This window comes from Candidatus Poriferisocius sp. (genome assembly GCF_965208355.1).
Taxonomy (GTDB): Bacteria; Actinomycetota; Acidimicrobiia; order Acidimicrobiales; family Bin134; genus Poriferisocius.
The window spans coordinates 271,559-290,739 of record NZ_CBDBOM010000003.1 but is presented as its reverse complement, the minus strand read 5'-3'; the positions used below and the strand labels follow the sequence as shown (position 1 = coordinate 290,739).

Genomic DNA, 19,181 nt, shown 5'->3' with positions numbered 1-19,181 from the left:
TCAGTTCACTTCGTAGACGGTGTACTCGCCCTGGGCAAACGCCGGAGTGCCCCGGGCCGCCCAGAACTGCTCATTTACCCCCGCCCGGCGCTCTATCGGCCCGACCACCACATAGTCCACCCCGTAGGCGTCCAACAGATCCTCGGTGCCCTCTAGGCCGCCCAGCATGGTGCGGGCCTGCTGCTGGCGGCTGTGCCAGTCGGTGACCCCAAGGTCGTTGATCCACCCGGCAAAGCCCACCACCGTCTGGCGCCCGCTGAGCGCCGGCACCGGGTGGGTGTGCTCGAAACCGATCAGAAACACGCTGTCGGGCGGCGTGTTATCCCGGGCCCATTCCCCAGCGGCCACACCGTCGCCCGAGGCGATCGCCACGGGCCACACGTTCACCTCGGGGTCGGCCGCCTTCCAGATGTCCAGCGCCCCCGCGAAGGTGAGGGTGAAGAACAGCGCGGCCGCTCCCACCACACCAAGCCATCCGATCGAGGCCAGCCTTACCAGCACGGCGGCCACCAACAGCGACCCCAGGAGAATCACCGGAACGAACCAGTGGGTGTTGTTCCAGGGATGCGACGGGGCCACTCGCACGAAGTTGGGCACGATGAACCACAGCCACACCGGGATCGACCCCCACAGCAGCACCGGGGGCAGGGTGCCCCTCCAGAGCTGGGCCGCCAGCATCAGCAGCAGGAACACCCCGGCGTTGCGCCACCAGAACGTGAGCAGGCCGTCTTGTTCGGGCGAATACCCGGGGGGTTGCATCCAAGGGCCATCAACCCAGGTCTCCCAGACGATCTCGGTATTGAGCGGCTCGATCCACAGCGCGGCGGGCAACGCGAACGCCAGCGCGGGCAGAGCGAACAGTAGCCATTGCCAGCGGAAGTCGAGCAGCGCCCAGATCAGGCCCAAGCCCAGCGCCACCCCAAAGGAGTACACGTGGAATATGGGCATCAGCCCGACGATCACCCCCGCAGCGGCGAAGAGCCGGCGTGATCCCGACTTGTGGGCTTCGCGCATGAGCACCACGGCGATCAGCAGAAGGGAGAACCCGGCGAGGGTCGGTCGCTGGGGGAAGAGGTTCCCGGTGACCGCGTTCTCCATCAATATGTTGCCGGCGTGGTGGCGGGTGTAGTCGGTGGGCAGATCCCAGATGATGCTCCAGCCGCCCTCGGCCCGGTCGTGGAAGAAGCGGAGCCACCCCAGCCCGCCGAACAGAGTGAACACCAGCACTGAGACCACTCCTACGGCCCGGCTGGAGAACAGCCTCACCGCGGCCAGATACAGAACGGGCACGAAGGCAAACGCCAGATAGCCCGATGACACCTCCAGCCCGCCGAGGGCGCTCAGGCCGGCCCGATCGAGCATGGCGGCGAAGAAGTCGATGCCGAAGTGATACGGCAGCCGGTCGACGCCGAAGGCGGTGGGCAGCTCGGGGGGAAAGTTCTCCCCATGGGCGAAAGAGGAGGCGTAGGTGAGGTGGGCCTGCCAGTCGGTCCACGACGACAGGTGTCCGGCCAGCACGCCGCCCGACCCGTCGGGCAGATAGGCCCGGTTCAAGATCCACACGGTGAGCGCCCAGGCCGGGGCGGTGAGAATCAGCAGGGGTGCCGGGCTGTCGGGGCGGGAGATGGGCCGCATGAGGCGGCGCCGAAAGTCCCGGCACTCGGCGCCGATCTGGCTGATGCCCGTCCGCCAGCCCGCCGCCGAGATCGCCGTGGCCACCAAGGCCGCCCCGATCACCACCGGCCCGGTCAATGCTCCGACTGCCCACCCCGCGGCGTAGCCCACCAGGGTGACGGCCATGAACCCGACCACCGCGCCGTAGGCCACCCGCTCCTCGATGCGGAGCTTCAGCCCGGTGAGATAGGTGAACCCGATGCCCACGAGCACGCAGTCGGCTAAGAGCAGCGCCACCCACAGCTTCATTGGCTCGCGAACCTAGTTGGCAGGCAACCACCGACCGCAGTAGGCCCGGGGCCAGGGTTGGTCCCCCCTGCGGGCGTAGAGCAGGCGGGCGCGGGCATCCTGCTCTTCGGGCCGGGCGTGGGCCGGGTTCCCGGTGCCGCCCACTGTTCGCCACGTCCGGGGCTCGAACTGGTAGGCCCCGTAGAACAGGCCGTTTGAACTCTCGGCGGTGTAGTTGTTGGTGGACTCGCAGAATCGCAAGTTGTACCAGTGCTGCTCAGTGGGCTCGATGAACCCGTTCTGCACTCGCTCGCGCTCGGCCATGTCGTTGATCTCCGCGATGTAAACCACCCACTCAGCCGCCTCAATCGACTGGGCGGTTTCCCTGAGGCGGCTGCTCAGATACGGAATGGCATCGTCGAGCCGCCTGATGCGGGCCTCGGTGCGCTCCCGCTCCCCCGGCACGTTCTCCCTTGCTGCCAGGGCCTCCTCGAACACCTCCGACACCTCCGACAGCAGGGCATTTCGCCAAATGGCGTCGGTGGCCTCTGATACGCCCAGAACGAAGACCAAGTCTTCGAGATAGCCGCCCGCCATGTACTCCTGCACGATGAGACGCTCAGCCTCGTCATTCAGCAGCTTCTTACCCGTGTCGGTGCTGTTGAGCTGGTCCAACCGGGCCAGTTCGCGGTGCAGCTCATCGACCGTGCGGTCGAGCGCCCTTTGCAGGCCGTCACGGGCGGTGATGGCCACCGCCAAGTCGTGTTGGGCCCGCTCCAGATCGCGCCACGGCGGCGCGGCCGACTCAACGGCCACCGGCTGGACCGCCTCGCCTTCCTCGTCGGCCTGTCCGAAGGCGACGCCACCAGCGGCCGCCACGGTGACGACCACCGCAACGAAAAGAACCGTCAAGCGACTGCGTTCTTCAGCCCGCAAACTCTCTCCCCAGTTCGGCTACCCTCGAAACGGGTTTACCGCAACGCCGTTCGGGGCAGCAAAACCCCAACCGGCTGTTACAAATCTACCGACTATGCCCACCATCCCTTCAACCGACCCTGCCCGACTCCCGGCGGAACAAGAGCCAGAGGCGATCCTGATCGTGTCGTTCGGCGGGCCGGAGGGCCCCGACGACGTGATGCCGTTCTTGCGCACCGTGACCCGGGGTCGGGACATCGGAGACGAGCGCCTAACCGCCGTCGCCGAGCACTATCACCTGTTCGGGGGAGTCAGCCCCATCAACCAGTGCAATCGAGACTTGGTGGCCGCCCTGGCCGCCGAGCTGGGTGCTCGGGGGGTGGATCTGCCGGTGTACTGGGGCAACCGGAACTGGACGCCGATGTTGGCCGACACCATGGCGCAGATGCGCGACGACGGGGTCTCCTCGGCAGTCGGGTTCGCCACCTCGGCCTTCGGCTCGTACTCGGGCTGCCGCCAGTACGCCGAGGACATCGAGCAGGCTCGGGCGTCGGTCGGCCCTGACGCGCCGCTGGTTTACAAGGTGCCCCCGTTCTGGGATCAGGACGGCTTCCTGTCGGCCATGGCCGACAACTTGGCCGCGGCCCGCCGAGCCGAGCCGAGCGCCCCGGTGGTGTTCACCGCCCACAGCATTCCTGAGTCAATGGCGGCCACCGCGCCCTATGAGGCTCAGCTCAACGAGGCCAGTCGCCGGGTGGCGGAGCGCGCTGGAGCAAGCGAGTGGTCGCTGGCCTACCAGAGCCGCAGCGGCTCGCCCCAGATTCCGTGGCTGGAGCCCGACATCGGCGACGAGTTGGACAGGCTGGCCGATGCCGGGGCCGACGCAGTGGTCGTGGTGCCCATCGGCTTCGTGGCCGACCACATGGAGGTGGTCTACGACCTTGACACCGAGGCCCGCCAGCGGGCCGACAAGTTGGGGTTGCGATTGACCCGCGTGCCCACCGTCGGCACCCATCCGGCCTTCGTCAAGATGATCGCCGATGTGGTGTTGGCTCCCCAGCAGGCGCCCTGTCCGGTGGACTGTTGTTTGCGGTAGCCGGGTTCGTTGGCGGGATCCGATGTCCCGCCGGGCGGGACCCTGCTATTCGCGGGCGCCGATCTCGGTGTTGATCCAGGCGATCAGCTGGGCCTGGTTGCGGGTCTGGGTCAAGATGTCGCCTGGGCCGCTGAAGTGGAACACGAAGCCCTCGCCCGACTTCATCGACTGGATTGAGCGGCCCTCCACGGCCCGGCGCAGCTCGTAGCTGACCGTGTCGGGAAACGCCAGCATGTGGCTGGTGTCCACCACTACGGTCTCGCCCGCAGCCAGCGAGATCACGTCGATGGCCCCATAGGAGGCCACCACCACCTTGCCGGTGCCCTCGGCGTGGGCCATGAATCCGCCTTCGCCGCCGACCAGCGACTTGAACCCGCCCCACTTGGTGTCCATCACCACTGAGGCATCCGAGGCCAGCCAGTTGCCCCGCTCGATGATCCACGCCTGCGAGCCGTCTAGCTCCAACGTCCGGAGATCGCCAGGAAGCTTGGCGGCCACGTCCACCCAGCCGCCCTCAGCCGGAGCGGTGTAGGTGGACACGAACAGCGATTCGCCGCCCAAAACGCTGCGCTTGAGCCCCTTGAGCACGCCGCCTTCCACCTTGGCCTCCAGCGACATCCCGGAGGAGTGGGCCGACATGGCTCCGGCCTCGACTTTGACCTGCTCACCCCCGCCGAGGGTGCACCGGGCGACCGCAAAGCTGGGGGCATGACGTATATCTACCTGCATGCCGGGGAGCCTACCCACCGCCTCCGGCGAATTGGGGGCGGCCGGGCCAAGAATTGGGGGCTGTTTACCCGATGCTCTTGTCCTGGCCTTCCCAGTAGGGCGCTCGCAGCTCCCGCTTGAGCACCTTCATGGCTCCCGACAGGGGCAGCGGCTCGGCCCGGAACTCCACCGACTTGGGCACCTTGTAGCCGGCGATGGTCTGGCGGGCGTGCTCGCAGATCTCCTCTTCGGTCACCTCCTGGCCTGGCGTGGGAACCACCACGGCGTGGACCGCTTCGCCCCAAACCGGGTCGGGAATGCCGATCACCGCCACCTGGGCCACCCCCGGATGGGTGGATATGGCGCTCTCCACTTCGGAGGAGTACACGTTCTCGCCGCCCGACACGATCATGTCCTTCACCCGGTCGACCAAGAACAGGTAGCCCTCCTCGTCGAGGTATCCGGCGTCGCCGGTGTGGTACCAACCGTCCCGGAACACCTCGGCGGTGGCCTCGGGCTTGTTCCAATACTCCTTCATGTAGTTGCCGCCTCGAGCGCACACCTCGCCGATCTCCCCGTCGGGCAAGACGTTGCCGTTCTCGTCTTGGATGCAGAGGTTCACGCCGAACACCGTGCGGCCCACCGACCGCAGTTGGGGGCCGCCCGCCACGTGGTCTTCGGCCGACAAAAACGTGAGTACCGACGAGCACTCGGTCATGCCATAGCCCTGGAGCAGGTTCACTTCGGGCAGGTGCTCAAGCAGATGGCTCAAGATGGCCTCGGGCATCGGCGAGGCGCCGTAGACCAGCTCCCGCAGCGACGCCAGCCGCTCGGGCCGGTACTCGGGGTGCTGGATGCACATGCCGATCATGGTGGGCACCATCACCGTTTGGGTGATGCCCTCGGCCTCGATGAGGTTCATCACCCCGGCGGGGTCGAAGGCGGGGATGGTCACCATCTTGGAGCCGGAGGCCGGAATCACCAGCAAGCTGGCCATAGAAGCGGCGTGGAACAGCGGCGTCTGGCACAAAAACACATCGTCGTCTCTGGTGCCGCCCAGCCCGATGGCCACGTGATAAACGTTCAGCATCTCGGCCCGCTGCTGGAGCAGCACACCCTTGGGGAGGCCGGTGGTGCCGCCGGTGTACATGAGCACCACCGGGTCGTCCTCTTCGGGCTCAGAGGGCGCAGCGGTGTCGCCCGCGGCCACCAAGTCCTCGTAGGCCACGTCGTGGGGCACGTCGCCGGGGCCGATGAGCACCACGGTGCGGATGGGGCTGTCGCCGGCGGCCTCCATGGCCTTGACGAAAGCCTCGGCAAAGAAGCCGTCTACAAAGGCCACCTCGGTGCCCGAGTCCTTCACGATGTACTCCAGCTCGGGGCCGGCCAGTCGCAGGTTCAGCGGGTTCACCACCCCGGCGCCCAGATAACAGGCGTGGTAAAGCTCCAGGTAGGACGCGCTGTTGAGGGCCATGATGGCTACCCGGTCGCCCTTCTTCACGCCCAGCTCGCTGCCCATGGCATTGGCCAGCCGGGTGACCCGCTCGCCGTGGGAGGCGAAGCTGGCCCGGTAGGCGCCGTCGACGATCGCCTCTTCGTTGGCGTACCGCTCCACTGCCGGGTAGAACTGCCGGTGATAGATCAGCTCTTTCATGACGGCAACCGTAGCGCGAGACCGAGTGTGCCGGAGCGGGTCGAAGGAGGCGAGATGGACGTCGAAACCACAGTGCAATGGCTGAAGGATCGGGAGCTGATCAAGGAGGTTCCCCAGCGGTACGCCCGGGGAATCGACCGGATCGACTTCGACATGGTGCGCTCCGCCTTCCACCCCGATTGCCAGATCAGCGGAACGGTCATCTCCGGGGATCTTGACCCCTACCTGGACTGGACCGAGAAGGAACTCCACAAGTTCGATGCCACCTTGCACTTCATGGGCAACCAGTACATCGATCTGGAGGAGGGCGCCGAGGAGGGTCACATCGAGACCTGGGCGGTGGCCTACCACATGCGCCCAGAGGACTCCGACGTCGGCGACCTCATCTTGGGCCTGCATTATTGCGACGATGTGGCCCGCTTTGACGAGGGCTGGCTCATCACCGCCCGCACCGCCCGGCCCCAGTGGGCCCGCGGCGCCTTCCCCACACCACCCGACGAGCTGAAGAGCGACTGGCACGACGTGGACATCCGCCATGTCTGATCGACCAGTGGCGTTTGTGACCGGGGCGAGCCGGGGGATTGGCAAGGCGTGCTCGGTGCATCTGGCCCGGGCGGGGTTCGATGTGGCGGTGTCGGCCCGGACGGTGCAGGACGGCGAGCAGCGAGAGCACTCTTCGACGGTGCAGCGGTCGGACACCTCGCCGCTACCGGGCAGCCTGTCGGCCACCGCGGCGATGGTGACCGAGGCGGGGGGCGATGCGCTGATCGTGGCCGCCGACCTGCTCGACTTCGACTCTTTAGAGGCGGCAGCCGCTACGACATTGGAGCATTGGGGCCGGGTGGACGTGCTGGTGAACAACGGGCGCTACATCGGCCCTGGCCACATGGACCGCCTGCTGGACACCCCCATCGAGCTGCTCGACTACCACCTGAAGGCCAACTGCCTGGCCCCTCTGGTGCTGACCAAGGCGTTTCTGCCCCAGATGATCGAGCGGGGCGGCGGCACCGTCGTGAACATCACCTCGGCCTCGGGCTTCGCCGACCCCACCGAGGCCGCCGGCGACGGAGGCTGGGGCATGGGCTACGGCATCAGCAAGGGCGCCTTTCACCGGGTGGCCGGATTCCTGGCCGTGGAGCACGGCAAGGAAGGCATCAACACATTCAACGTGCAGCCCGGCTACATCTCCACTGAGCGCATCGCCCAGGACATGGCCCAATTCGGCTTCAAGGACACCGGCCAACCCGCCGATGTGATCGGCGCGGTGGTGGCCTGGCTGGCCACCGATCCCGAGGCCTCGGAGTTGAACGGCACCAATGTGGAGGCCCAGTTCTTCTGCCACGAGCGGGGCCTGCTGCCCGGCTGGAAAGGCCCCGAGCCCAACACCGCGGCCATCCGCTACGACCTGAGCGGCGCCATCTTGGCCGAGAAGGAAGCCCAGCTTTTGGCCCAGGCTTCTCAAGAGTGACCGACAACGCCGCAGTCGGCGGCGGAGCTGTCGACCGGCTCGAGTTGTGCGCGGTCATGCCGGTGTACAACGAGGAGGAGATCGTCGGCCAGGTGGCCGAATCTTGGCTCGAGGTGCTCGACGGCTTAGGCATCAACTACGAGCTGGTGGCCATCGTTGATGGGGCCACCGACGACAGCGAGCAGGTGCTGCGGGCGGTGGCTGAGCGCCATCGGCGCCTCGTGGTGGATGTGAAGCCCAATAGCGGCCACGGACCGACCATCTTGCGGGGCTACCGGCGAGGGGCGGACATCGCTGACTGGGTATTCCAAACCGACTCCGACGATGAGATGCCCGCGGCTTCCTTTGGTGAGCTGTGGAACCTCCGCCACCAGGCGGACGCGGTGATCGGCATCCGAAGCAGCCGGAACCAATCGCCCGGCCGACGGGCCATCACCCGGGCCGCCCGGTTCACGGCCCGAGCCGCCTTCGGCTGCCGCCTGGCCGACGTTAACTGCCCCTACCGGCTTATGCGCTCAACGGCGTTGGCCCCGCTGCTGGCCCCCATTCCCGACGACACCTTCGCCCCCAACGTGGTGCTTTCGGGGTTGCTGGCCCGATCCGGCGCCCGCTTGGCCGAGGTGCCCGTCCCCCACCACGACCGCACCACCGGAGTGGTGTCGATCCTGGGTTGGCGGGCGCTTCGGGCCGCCCTCCGGTCCTTCGGCCAGACCGTGCGCCTCAGCCGCGCCCGCATTCCGAAAATCTGACCGTAAGCTGCCGATTTCCGCCCAACTGTCACCCAGGACAGGTACCGTCTAATCAGGGGTAAAACCCGCACTCCCCCCTACGAAAATCCGCTAAGGGAATCATGCCCCCACAATCACAGTTACCGCTCGGCACCGTGTCAAACGATCGCGACACGGATGTCGATTTTGCCCGTGAGATCGTGCCTGTCCCGGTGGCCGAAGAGATGTCGGAGTCCTTTTTGGCCTACTCCTTGTCGGTCATCACCTCCCGGGCCATCCCCGACATTCGTGATGGCCTGAAACCGGTGCAGCGCCGCATCCTCTACTCCATGCTCAACATGGGGATCCGCCCCGACGGTCCCCACCGCAAAAGCGCCCGAGTGGTGGGCGACACCATGGGCAAGTACCACCCCCACGGCGACGCCGCCATCTACGACGCCCTCGTGCGGCTGGCCCAGGATTTCTCCCGTCCCATCACCCTGGTGGATCCCCACGGCAACTTCGGCACCCTGGACGACCCCCCGGCCGCCCCCCGCTACACCGAGTGCCGCCTGGCCGACGCTGCAATGGAGATGCTGGCCGAAATCGACGAGGACACGGTGGACCACCGGTCGACCTACGACGGCGAGAGCGCCGAGCCCGAGTGCCTGCCGGGGCGGCTGCCCAACCTGCTGGTGAACGGCACCACCGGCATCGCGGTGGGCATGGCCACCAACATGGCCCCCCACAATCTGCGAGAGGTGGCCGAGGCAATCCGGCTGGTGATGACCAAGCGCCGGCCCAAGCCCACTGTCGACCAGCTGCTCAAGGCCCTGCCCGGCCCCGACTTCCCTTCCGGGGGCTTGGCCATCGACTCCGAGGAGGGGGGACTGCGCCAGATCTACGAGAGCGGACGGGGCTCGATCCGGATCCAAGCCAAGATGACCCCGGTCAAGCTGACCCGCAGCCGCAAAGGGATCGAGGTCACCGAGCTGCCCTACATGGTCGGGCCCGAGAAGGTGGTCAAGCGCATCAACGACCTGATCGTCGACGGAAAGCTGCCCGGTATCCACGACGCCCGCAACCTGTCTGACCGCCACCACGGGCTGCGCATCCTGATCGAGTGCGAGCCCCATGTGGAGCCCGAGAAGCTGTACTACGACCTGTTCCGCCTCACCCCGCTGGAGGAGACCTTCGCAGTCAACAACGTGGTGCTGGTGAACGGCGTTCCCACCACCGTGGGGCTCTACGACCTGTGCCGCCACTACATTGACCACCGCCTCGACGTGGTGGTGCGGCGCACCCGGCATCGCCTGGGCCGGGCCCGCGACCGCCACCACATCCTGGAGGGGCTGATCACCGCCCTGGACAACATCGACGAGGTGGTGGCCATCATCCGGGGCTCCGATGACGCCGCCGAGGCCCGACAGCGATTGCAGGACGCCCTGGACCTGACCGAGGTCCAGGCGGCCCACATCCTCGACATGCAGCTTCGGCGCCTCACTGCGCTAGAGAGGCAGAAGATCATCGACGAGCGCGACGAGCTGGTCGCATTGATCGACCAGTTGGAGAAGCTGCTGGGCTCAGAGCAGCGCCAGCGCACCGTGGTGCTGAAGGAGCTGGACGAGCTGGTGGAGCGGTTCGGTCAGGATCGCCGAACCGAGATCGTGTCGCACCAAAACGCCCCGGTGTATGAGGCCACCCCGGTGGAGGAGCTGACCCCCACAGCCGAAGGGCCCTGCGTGGTCACGCTGTCTACCACCGGCATCGTGGGCCGGGCATCGGCTGGAGGGCGCCGGCGATCCCAGTTCGGGCGCCACGATGTGTTGACCGCATCGCTGGAAGCCAATCTCAGCGACAAGGTACTGGCGGTCACCTCTGGCGGCCGCATCATTGCCTCGACGATTTCGGCCCTGCCCGAGGTTTCGGGCCGCAGTCGAGGGGCCGGCGCTTCGGAGGTGTTCGGGACCATTCGCAGCGAGGCAGTCCTGACCCTGGTCATGGCGGGCGGCGAGCCCTTGACCCTGGTCACCTCAACGGGCGCGGTGAAACGGGTAGACCTGTCGGAGGCTGACAAGGGACGGGCGGCCAAGCAGGTCATCAAGCTGAAGCCCGGGGACCGGGTGGTGGCCGCTTTCTGCGCTCCGGAGACCGCCGAGATGGTGCTGGTCAGCGCACAAGGACGGGTTTTGCGGGCCCCGGTCGACTCGGTCCCGGTCCAGGGCCGGGGCGCATCCGGGGTAAAGGGCATGAAGCTGCGGAACGGCGACCGGATCATTGCGGCCCAGGGCGTGAGCGGAGAAGAGGCGGTCATCTCGGTGGACGCCGATGGCTCGGTGGACATCACACCGGTGTCCGAGATAACCGCCACGGCAAGGGGTGGGTTGGGCACACAGCTGACCAAAGAAACCCAGCTGGCCATGGCGGTGATCGCTCCAGCGGCAGACCTGTTGGCCGAAGTGGACGACAACGGCAAGCCGGCCAAGGCCCCGGTGCCCTTCCCACTGGAAAACGGCAACGCCGACCACGCAGTGGTCCTTAGCGTGGGGATGCCCCGATGGTGACCCAGACCAGTTCCGCCTCGCGCTCTCGGGGCAAGAACTCCGACTTGTTCACCCCTCCCAACGGGGGCAACGGCAACGGCAGCTACGAAGCGGCCGACATCGTCACCCTCGAGGGGTTGGAGGCCGTCCGCAAGCGCCCTGGCATGTATATCGGGGGCACCGGCAGCGACGGCCTCATGCATTTGGTGTGGGAGCTGATCGACAACGGCGTGGACGAGGCGGGTGCCGGATTCGCCACCCGCATCGACGTGATCCTGCATGCCGACGGTTCGATAGAAGTGAGCGACAACGGCCGGGGCATTCCGATCGACCCCCATCCCACCAAGAAGGTCTCGGCGCTGGAAGTGGTGCTCACCGAATTGCACTCCGGTGGCAAATTCGGCGGCGGAGTCTACGGCGCCTCAGGCGGATTGCACGGGGTGGGCGCATCGGTGGTCAACGCCCTGTCCACTCGGCTGCGGGCCGAAGTGGACCGAGACGGCGCCACCAGGCAGCTGTGGTTCGTCAAACAGAAGGCCGGGCAGTTCGACGGCGACGAGTTCGTCAAGGGCCACAAGCTCCGCCGAGTCCGCTCCACCCGCAAGACCGGCACCAGGATCCGCTTCTGGCCCGACCGGGACATGTTCGACCCCGACGCGGCAGTGGAGTTCGAAGCCATCCGCCAGCGGGCCCAACAGGCGTGCTTCTTGGTGCCCGGATTGAGGATCAGGCTGGAAGACAAGCGCCGTGGCCACGACAACGAGCCGGTGGACCTGATCTCCCATGGGGGCCTGGCCGATCTGGTGACCCACCTGTCGGAGTCTGAGGCCGTCACCGAGGTCATCTCCATTCCCGGAGCCGAGGAGTTCGAGGAGAAGGTCCCCGTGGACGGCGCTATGGAAGTGGTCACCCGCCACTGCCAGGTAGACATCGCCATGCGCTGGGTCAAGGACTACGACACCAAGGTGGCCACGTTCGTCAACACCATCCCAACCCCGCACGGGGGCACCCACCTGGCCGGATTCGAGCGGGCGCTGACCCGGGCGGTCAACGACAGCCTGCTGGCCGATTCCAAGAAGCTGGCCCGCCTGGCCAAGCAGGGCAATGACCGGGCCCAGCGCGAGGACGTGCAGGAGGGCTTGGTGGCCGCGGTCAAAGTCACCCTGCCCGAGCCGCAGTTCCGGGGCCAGACCAAGCAGGAACTGGGCACCCCGCCGGTGCAGTCCATCGTCTACAACGTTCTCAAGGACGGCTTGGAGAGCTGGTTCCAAACCGGCCCCAAGAGCCATGTCAGCGCTCTTCAGTCCAAGATCGCCGACGCGGTGGTGAGCCGGGTGTCGGCTCGTCAGACCCTGGAGAACAAGCGCCGGGCCGCATCGCTGGGCTCTACCGGCATGCCCGACAAGCTGGCCGACTGCCGGGTTCACGGCCCGGAGTCCGAGCTGATCCTGGTGGAGGGCGACTCGGCCGCCGGCCCAGCCAAGGCGGGGCGCAATGCAGAGAACATGGCCATCCTGCCGTTGAGGGGCAAGGTGGTGAATGCGGCCAAGTCTTCGGTGAAGCAGGTGCTGGACAACGCCGAGGCCCAGGCCCTGTTCACCGCAATGGGGGCCGGCTCCGGCGACGACTTCGACATGGCCAAGGCCCGGTACGGGCGCATCGTGATCTTGTGCGATGCCGATGTGGACGGCAGCCACATACGCTGCCTGCTGCTCACCCTCATCCACCGCTTCATGCACCCGATGCTGGAGGCGGGCCGGGTGTACGCCGCCCAGCCCCCGCTGTACACCGCCAAGGTGGGCGACCAGACCTACCGGGCGTGGTCGGATGCCGAACGGGACGAGACCACCGCGGAGCTGGCCAAGGGCAACCGCAAGGCCGAGAACATCCGGTGGTCCCGGTTCAAGGGACTGGGCGAGATGGACACCGACGAGTTGGCCGAATGCGCCCTCGACCCCGAAACCCGCACGCTTCGGCAGCTCACCCTCGACGATGCGAAGAAGGCCGAGGAGATGTTCGAAACCCTGATGGGCTCCGATGTAGGCCGCCGCAAGGACTTCCTCATCGCCCACAGCGAGCTAGTCGACCGCGACGCCCTCGACTACTGACGGCCAAGGGAGAAATCGGGTAGACAGACATGACAGTGACCGAACCCGTAGAACAGGCCGCCGAACCGGCAAGCGACAAGCTCATGGAGATACCTGAGCGCTACGTCCCCAAGTACCTGTCCCCGTCCAGCGCGTCCTCGTATCGAGAGTGCGCCCGGCGCTGGAAGTTCCGCTACGTCGACCGCCTGCCCGATCCCCCCGGAGAGCCGGCAGTTACCGGCACCTTCGCCCACATGGTGCTGGAGAAGCTGATGCAGGAGCCGGTGGAGAACCGGACCGTGGACCGTGCCAAGAAGCTGGCCCGCGAGCTGTGGCCCAAGATGGAGAACCATCCCGACTACCAGGGCCTGGAGTTGGACGACCGCGGCGGCCTGGACTTCCGCATCAACGGCTGGCGGGCCATCGAGGGTCTGTGGGATCTGGAAGACCCCAGCGAGGTGAGGGTCGCCTCCACCGAGCAAGACGTGAGAGTGGAGATCAACGGGGTTCCGTTCCGAGGCATCATCGACCGGGTAGATGAGACCGACGACGGATTGGTGGTCACCGACTACAAGTCGGGCAAGGCACCGTCGCAGCGGTACTCCTCCAACTACTCCACCCAGATGCTGCTGTACGCGGCGGCGCTCACTGAGTTGGAGGGCCAAAAGCCGGCCAAGGCGCAGCTGCTGTACTTAGGCCAGAAAGTGGTGGAGGTAGAGATCACCGACGAGAGCCTTACCGAGGCTATCGACGAGCTGCGGACCACCTGGCTGGCCATCATGGAGAGCTGCATCTCTTTGGAGTTCGACGCCTCTACCGGCCCGCTGTGCGGCTGGTGCCCGTTTGTGGCCCAATGCCCCGAGGGGACTGAGGAAGTACTCCACCGCGACAAGATCGGCAAGCTGCGGTCCGATGCACCGGCCCTCGAGCGAATCGCCCAAGCCGAAAAGGCTGGCGGCTAGACCCGGGGCAGGCGCGTTCCGCCCAGACGGCCCATGGCCGGCCCCATGAGCGCCTCTTCGCGCTGGGTGGCTCGGGCCCAGTAGTGGGCGGCCTGGCGGTCGTCGCCCATGTCGAAGCGGTCCCGGTCGGCTCGGTCTTGGTCGGCGAGAACCGGTCCGATGCGGTCCACCATGTCCAGGTATCTCACCAGCCGGGCCACCGATTTGGCCCGGGCCGTGGCGTACCCCTCCAAGGCGGGGGTAATCACCGTGCGCAGATCATCGAGCACGGCCTCGTAGGCCGCGCTGGCCTCAGTATCGGAGGGCTCGGGTACGTCGATTGGCTCGGCGTCCACCCCTAGGATTTCGCAGAGCAGCTCGGCGGTCACCCGCCGGTGGAGGGTGGAAAACAGCATCCTCATACCCAAGTCGCCACCAGCGGCCCCGGCCACCCCCAAGCCGATGAGGTTGCGGACCTGGCAGGCCAGCTGCCAATAGCGCACCCGCTCGGCGTCCACCGGGCCGTCATACCACCCGAACGCGGTGCCGACGTCTACAAACGGGGTGAGCATGGCCCGCACCGTTATCCAAGCCAGATCTTCCATGGGATCGCCCACATGGGCCAGCTCCCAATCACACAGCCCGGTCACCCGGTGGCCGTCGTGCAACACGTTGCCCGGTCCCAGATCACCGTGAACCAGCACTGCTCGCTCCGGGGGTTTGGGCGCCATCTCGGCCAGTTGGCGCAAGCCAAGGTCGACCAGAGGGTCTGACTCGGGGCAGTGCTCCCGATAGAGCCGGGTCCACAATTTCATTTCGCCTTGGGCCAGGTCGTCATGGGCCAGGTCGGCCGGCGGCTCCAGAGCATGGAGGGCGTTGACCTGCTCCATGAAGTCTTTGGCTAGAGCAGGATCGTCCAGAGGACCCGGCGTTCCTTCAACAAAGTTCAGCAGTAGCGCCCGCCCATCGGGGCTGACGCCTCTGAATCCTGCCGCCCGCACCGGCTTGTCGGTCAACCAGCGATACACCCGAGCCTCTCGGGCCAAGTTGTAGCCCACTTCGGACAGCGCCGAAGTTCCCGCGTCCATCCGCAAGAACTGCTGCCCCCCGTCTTCCAGAGTCACCACCCACGCCTGGCGGGAGGCACCCCCCGGAATACGATTGGCATCCGCGACCCCTTGGCCACAGCACTCTTCCACCCACATCAGCAGCTCGAGTTCCAGCCCGCTCACCCGAACAGGCTAAGCCTCTTCGTCGCGCACCTCTCATTCGGCGTCTACGCTCAAAACTTCGTGTTCCCTCCGGGCTTCTTTGATCGGGCTGATCCCAGCCCCGACCACTTCTTCTACGCACCACCTCGTCTCGTCACCCACATTGACGACCAGGCCATCGCCGCAGTCGGCGCCATCTACCAGGAGTTGGGCCTGACTGGAGAAGTTCTCGATCTGATGTCGTCGTGGATCTCGCACTTCATTACCCCGCCTAAGCGGCTCGTGGCCCTCGGAATGAACCAGGTTGAGTTGGCCGCTAACCCCCAGGCTCACGAGTGGCTGATACACGACCTCAACCACACTCCCCAGCTGCCCTTTGTCGACAACTCCTTTGACGCCGTCACTTGCTGCGTCTCGGTGGACTATCTGACCCAACCAATCGAAGTGTTCACCGACGTGGCCCGGGTGCTGCGCCCCGGCGGCCTGTTCGTGATCACATTCTCCAACCGGTGCTTCCCCACCAAAGCAATCCGGGGCTGGCTGTACGCCGACGACGCCGGCCACCTTGAGATCGTCCGCCGCTACTTCGAGGCCTCCGAAGGTTGGGACGAGCCAGTTACCAAGCAGTGCATCCCGCCGGGCACCCCCGGCGACCCCCTCTACGCCGTCTACGCCACCGCCCTCTAACAGATCACAAATGCAATCCACCACTCGCGGCCACCGACAAGTGTCACTGCCGATCTCTACCATCTGACCCGTGAGCATCGAGGTGATCTGCACCCCGTATGGGCCGCCCGCCACCGAGCGGCTGGGTGAGCAAATCGCCGCGTTCAAGCAGGGCGATCCCCTGGCGCCGGTGACTGTGGTAGTGCCCACCAACATCGCCGGCCTCGCCACCCGCCGAGCCCTGGGCGCACGAGACCAAGGCATCGCCGCGGTGAACTTCCTCAAGCTCTTTGACCTAGCCGAACGCCTAGCAGGACGGCAGATGGCGATGGAGTTTGAGCGTAGGCCGCTTTCTGGCCCGGTGCTCAGCGCCACCGTGCGGAGCGTGTTGAACACCGACCCCGGCCTGTTCCAGGCCTCGGCTCGGCACCCGGCCACCGAGCAGGCCTTGGTGCGGTCGTACCGGGACTTGCGGGAGCTGTCCGAGGAGCAACTCGACACCCTGGAGTCACAGAGCCGCCGAGCCGCCGATGTTGTCCGCATCTGCCGTCAAGTGGGAGAGCTGCTGAAGCCGGAGTGGTACGACGGCCACGATCTGAGCGAGCTGGCCATCGCCGCACTTGAGTCGGGGAGGCTCAGTGAAATCCTCCACGGGTTCGGCTCGGTGATCATCCACCTGCTGCAGCGGGTCACCCGATCACAGGGCCGCATGGTCGCCGTCTTGTCGGAGGCAACGCCGGTGGCGGTGATCGCCGGGCTGACCGGCAGAGAGAGGGCCGATGGCGCGGTGATGGAGTCAATCAGCCGCATGGGTGCGGTTGTCGACCCGATGCCGGAGATCAGCCCACCCCACGGCCAGCGCATCATCACAACCGCCAGCGCCAAAGAGGAAGTCCGAGTGGCGGTCCGGGAAGTGGTCGACGCCGCCCGAGAAGGCATCCCCTTTAGCCGGATCGCCGTGCTGTGCGGGGGCGGCGAGCCGGCGATCCGGTCGCTTCACGATCAGCTCGACGCCGCGGGGATCGCCTTCAACGGTCCCAGCGGGCGCACCCTGGCCGACTCACTGGTGGGCCGGGGACTGGTGGCAATGCTGAACCTGGAGGGCCGCGACTTCCGCCGAGACGAGGTGTTCGCCCTGCTGTCGGTGGCTTCGGCCACCGTGCCCCGGGGGGAAGCGCCCAGCAACCAGCCCACGCTGGCCGCCGATCTGGTGATGGCGTGGGAGCGGGTGTCGCGCCGGGCCGGGGTGGCCCGGGGTTCCGACCAGTGGGGGACGCGGCTCAACCGGTACGCCGACGAGCAGCGGAAGGCCGCCCATCAAGAACGGCGCGATCCCGACCGAGTGGAGGGACGGGTTGAGCGGCGCGGGCGAGAGGCAGACCATGCGGAGTCGCTGGCCCGGTTCATGGACCAGCTCATCGACGACCTGTCCCCTGAGCCGGAGCCGTCCACTTGGAACGATTGGTGTGGGTGGATCAGGGGGCTGATCCACACCTATCTCGGCGACGAGGATGCTCGGCAGCACTGGCCTGAGCCCGAGCAGGAAGCGGCCAACCAGATTGAAGGGATCCTCGACCGCTTGGCCAACCTGGACAAAATCGAGCACCGTCCCCGTTCAAACACCTTCCGACACACCCTGGTCTCGGAGTTGGGGGCACGCACCGGCCGGGTCGGCCGGGTCGGGCACGGGGTGCTCACCGAGGAAATCGGCGCCTCGCTGGGAATAGAACTGGATCGGACAATTCTGACTGGCATGGCCGAGGGAGAGTTCCCCCACAGCCCCTCCGATGATCCGCTTCTGCCCGACCGGGAGCGCCTCGCGGCCGGCAACGATCTCGCCCTCCTCTCTGACCGTATGAACGATCAGCACCGCCACCTACTGGCCGCGCTGGCATCAGCCGAAGTCGGCATCATGGTGTATGCCCGAGGCGACGCCCGCCAGGCCTGCGAGCAGCACCCCTCCCGCTGGCTGCTGGACTCCGCCAGCGCACTGGTGGGACACACCGTGGACAGCACCAATCTGGAGGACCTAGCCACCGGCGAAACCGCGGATTGGTTCGAACATGTCCCCTCGTTTGCCGGAAGGGTGCTCGACGCCGAGTTCCCGGCCACCGCCCAAGAGTTCCGGCTCAAGGCCCTGGCCCCGGCCAGCCGATCTGATGATCTGCCATTCGACGACGACCCGGTGCTGACCCGAGGGGCCGAGCTTGTAGCAGCCCGGGCCTCCAACCAGTTCACCCGATTCGACGGCAACCTGTCCGGCTTCAGGGTCGCCGACCTGGCCGAAGACGTGGTGTCGCCCACCAGCCTGGAGACGTGGGCCGACTGCCCCATGCGCTACTTCTTTCAATACGTCTTGCGGGTGCAGACGTTCGAGCAGCCCGAGGATCTGCTCCAGATCTCGGCGTTGGAGAAGGGCTCGCTGGTCCACGAAGCCCTGGACAGGTTTGTGAGCGAGCAGCTCGAAAACAACCAGGTGCCGCATCCTGTCCTGCGGTGGAGCGATGAGCAACGCCGCCGCCTGCTCGAGATCGGAGTGGAGTTGTGCCAGCAAGCCGAGGCCCAAGGGCTGACCGGCACCCCGGTGTTCTGGCACCACGACCGACGTCGGATCTTGACCGACTTGGAGCGCTTTTTGTGGGAAGACGATGACCAGCGCCGCCGCCTCGACGTCACCGCCGCCGCCAGTGAGTTGGCCTTCGGGATGCTCGGCGACGAGTTGAAGGCAGTCGCCGTCTCGCTGCCCAGCGGCCGGTCAGTGAGATTCCGTGGCCGCGCCGATCGGGTGGACCAGGGCAGCAACACTCTGCTGGTCACCGACTACAAGACCGGCAATTCCGACCCCTACAAAGACCTGGACGAAAGAAGCCGGAACTGGGACCCCGTCCTTCGGGGCACCCGCCTCCAGCTCCCGGTATACGGGCTGGCCGCCCGCGACCACATCGACGACTCCGCTGACCCGATCAGAACCCAGTATTGGTTCGTCACCAGCGACCAGCAGTTCAAGGCCTACGGCTACCGGCTGAACGACCGGGTGATGGATCGCTTCCGCGCGGTGGTGGACATCATCGCCGACGGCATCGAGGACGGGGTGTTCTGCGACCGGCCTCAACCCGACCGCACCGAGGGACCGTTCAGCCAGTACTGCGACTACTGCAACGCCGACCGGCTGGGCACCCAGGAGCGCCGTCGGGCGTGGGAAAACATGAAGGGCCGAGAGGAACTGGCCAACTATGGGCATCTGGCTGAGTCGCCCCACGGATTCGACCCCGGGGCGGATTGA

General features: G+C 66.5%; 14 protein-coding genes. 9 read left to right on the top strand and 5 right to left on the bottom strand.

The window, feature by feature from the left end:
* Entirely contained in the window at nt 1-1,923 is a 1,923-nt protein-coding gene (locus ACOGXH_RS02635; protein ID WP_419927565.1) for a hypothetical protein, read from the bottom strand.
* Nucleotides 1,924-1,935: 12 nt separating this feature from the next.
* A complete protein-coding gene (locus tag ACOGXH_RS02630) occupies nt 1,936-2,814 on the bottom strand; it encodes a transglycosylase family protein (RefSeq protein ID WP_419927564.1) in 879 nt (292 codons plus the stop codon).
* Nucleotides 2,815-2,932: 118 nt separating this feature from the next.
* On the opposite strand from ACOGXH_RS02630, the gene ACOGXH_RS02625 reads away from it, so the two are divergent.
* A complete protein-coding gene (locus tag ACOGXH_RS02625) occupies nt 2,933-3,913 on the top strand; it encodes a ferrochelatase (protein ID WP_419927563.1) in 981 nt (326 codons plus the stop codon).
* Between the two features lie 45 nt (nt 3,914-3,958).
* Here the strand turns inward: ACOGXH_RS02625 and ACOGXH_RS02620 are convergent, their stop codons facing one another.
* Both ACOGXH_RS02620 and ACOGXH_RS02615 read right to left on the bottom strand, forming a co-directional pair.
* Complete coding sequence (locus ACOGXH_RS02620; RefSeq protein ID WP_419927562.1) at nt 3,959-4,642, bottom strand: TIGR00266 family protein; 684 nt, start codon at nt 4,640-4,642, stop codon at nt 3,959-3,961.
* 64 nt (nt 4,643-4,706) lie between these two features.
* A complete protein-coding gene (locus ACOGXH_RS02615) occupies nt 4,707-6,275 on the bottom strand; it encodes a long-chain-fatty-acid--CoA ligase (protein ID WP_419927561.1) in 1,569 nt (522 codons plus the stop codon).
* A gap of 54 nt (nt 6,276-6,329) precedes the next feature.
* Here ACOGXH_RS02615 and ACOGXH_RS02610 point away from each other — a divergent pair, with 54 nt between their 5' ends.
* The 6 genes from ACOGXH_RS02610 to ACOGXH_RS02585 all read left to right on the top strand — a co-directional run bounded on the left by ACOGXH_RS02610 (nt 6,330) and on the right by ACOGXH_RS02585 (nt 14,042).
* Nucleotides 6,330-6,818 carry a nuclear transport factor 2 family protein gene (locus ACOGXH_RS02610; RefSeq protein ID WP_419927560.1) on the top strand — a complete coding sequence of 163 codons (489 nt, stop codon included), beginning with the start codon at nt 6,330-6,332 and terminating at the stop codon, nt 6,816-6,818.
* Nucleotides 6,811-7,743 carry an SDR family NAD(P)-dependent oxidoreductase gene (locus ACOGXH_RS02605; protein WP_419927559.1) on the top strand — a complete coding sequence of 311 codons (933 nt, stop codon included), beginning with the start codon at nt 6,811-6,813 and terminating at the stop codon, nt 7,741-7,743. The genes ACOGXH_RS02610 and ACOGXH_RS02605 overlap by 8 nt, the downstream gene beginning before the upstream one ends.
* Complete coding sequence (locus ACOGXH_RS02600) at nt 7,740-8,492, top strand: glycosyltransferase family 2 protein (protein WP_419927558.1); 753 nt, start codon at nt 7,740-7,742, stop codon at nt 8,490-8,492. Before ACOGXH_RS02605 ends, ACOGXH_RS02600 begins: the two co-directional genes overlap by 4 nt.
* A 134-nt stretch (nt 8,493-8,626) precedes the next feature.
* Nucleotides 8,627-11,014: a DNA gyrase/topoisomerase IV subunit A gene (locus tag ACOGXH_RS02595; protein ID WP_419927557.1), complete on the top strand. Its 2,388-nt coding sequence runs from the start codon at nt 8,627-8,629 to the stop codon at nt 11,012-11,014.
* Nucleotides 11,011-13,101 (top strand): DNA gyrase/topoisomerase IV subunit B, encoded by a 2,091-nt coding sequence (locus ACOGXH_RS02590; protein WP_419927556.1) that lies wholly within the window; start codon nt 11,011-11,013, stop codon nt 13,099-13,101. The genes ACOGXH_RS02595 and ACOGXH_RS02590 overlap by 4 nt, the downstream gene beginning before the upstream one ends.
* A gap of 29 nt (nt 13,102-13,130) precedes the next feature.
* Nucleotides 13,131-14,042 carry a RecB family exonuclease gene (locus ACOGXH_RS02585; RefSeq protein ID WP_419927555.1) on the top strand — a complete coding sequence of 304 codons (912 nt, stop codon included), beginning with the start codon at nt 13,131-13,133 and terminating at the stop codon, nt 14,040-14,042.
* Here the strand turns inward: ACOGXH_RS02585 and ACOGXH_RS02580 are convergent.
* On the bottom strand, nt 14,039-15,253 hold the full coding sequence (locus ACOGXH_RS02580; protein WP_419927554.1) for a phosphotransferase family protein: 1,215 nt from the start codon (nt 15,251-15,253) through the stop codon (nt 14,039-14,041). The two genes, ACOGXH_RS02585 and ACOGXH_RS02580, sit on opposite strands and share 4 nt — an antisense overlap.
* A 60-nt stretch (nt 15,254-15,313) precedes the next feature.
* Here ACOGXH_RS02580 and ACOGXH_RS02575 point away from each other — a divergent pair, with 60 nt between their 5' ends.
* Both ACOGXH_RS02575 and ACOGXH_RS02570 read left to right on the top strand, forming a co-directional pair.
* The gene (locus ACOGXH_RS02575; RefSeq protein WP_419927553.1) at nt 15,314-15,919 is read left to right on the top strand and encodes a class I SAM-dependent methyltransferase; all 606 of its coding nucleotides are present in this window, start codon (nt 15,314-15,316) and stop codon (nt 15,917-15,919) included.
* A gap of 70 nt (nt 15,920-15,989) precedes the next feature.
* On the top strand, nt 15,990-19,181 hold the full coding sequence (locus ACOGXH_RS02570) for a PD-(D/E)XK nuclease family protein (protein ID WP_419927552.1): 3,192 nt from the start codon (nt 15,990-15,992) through the stop codon (nt 19,179-19,181).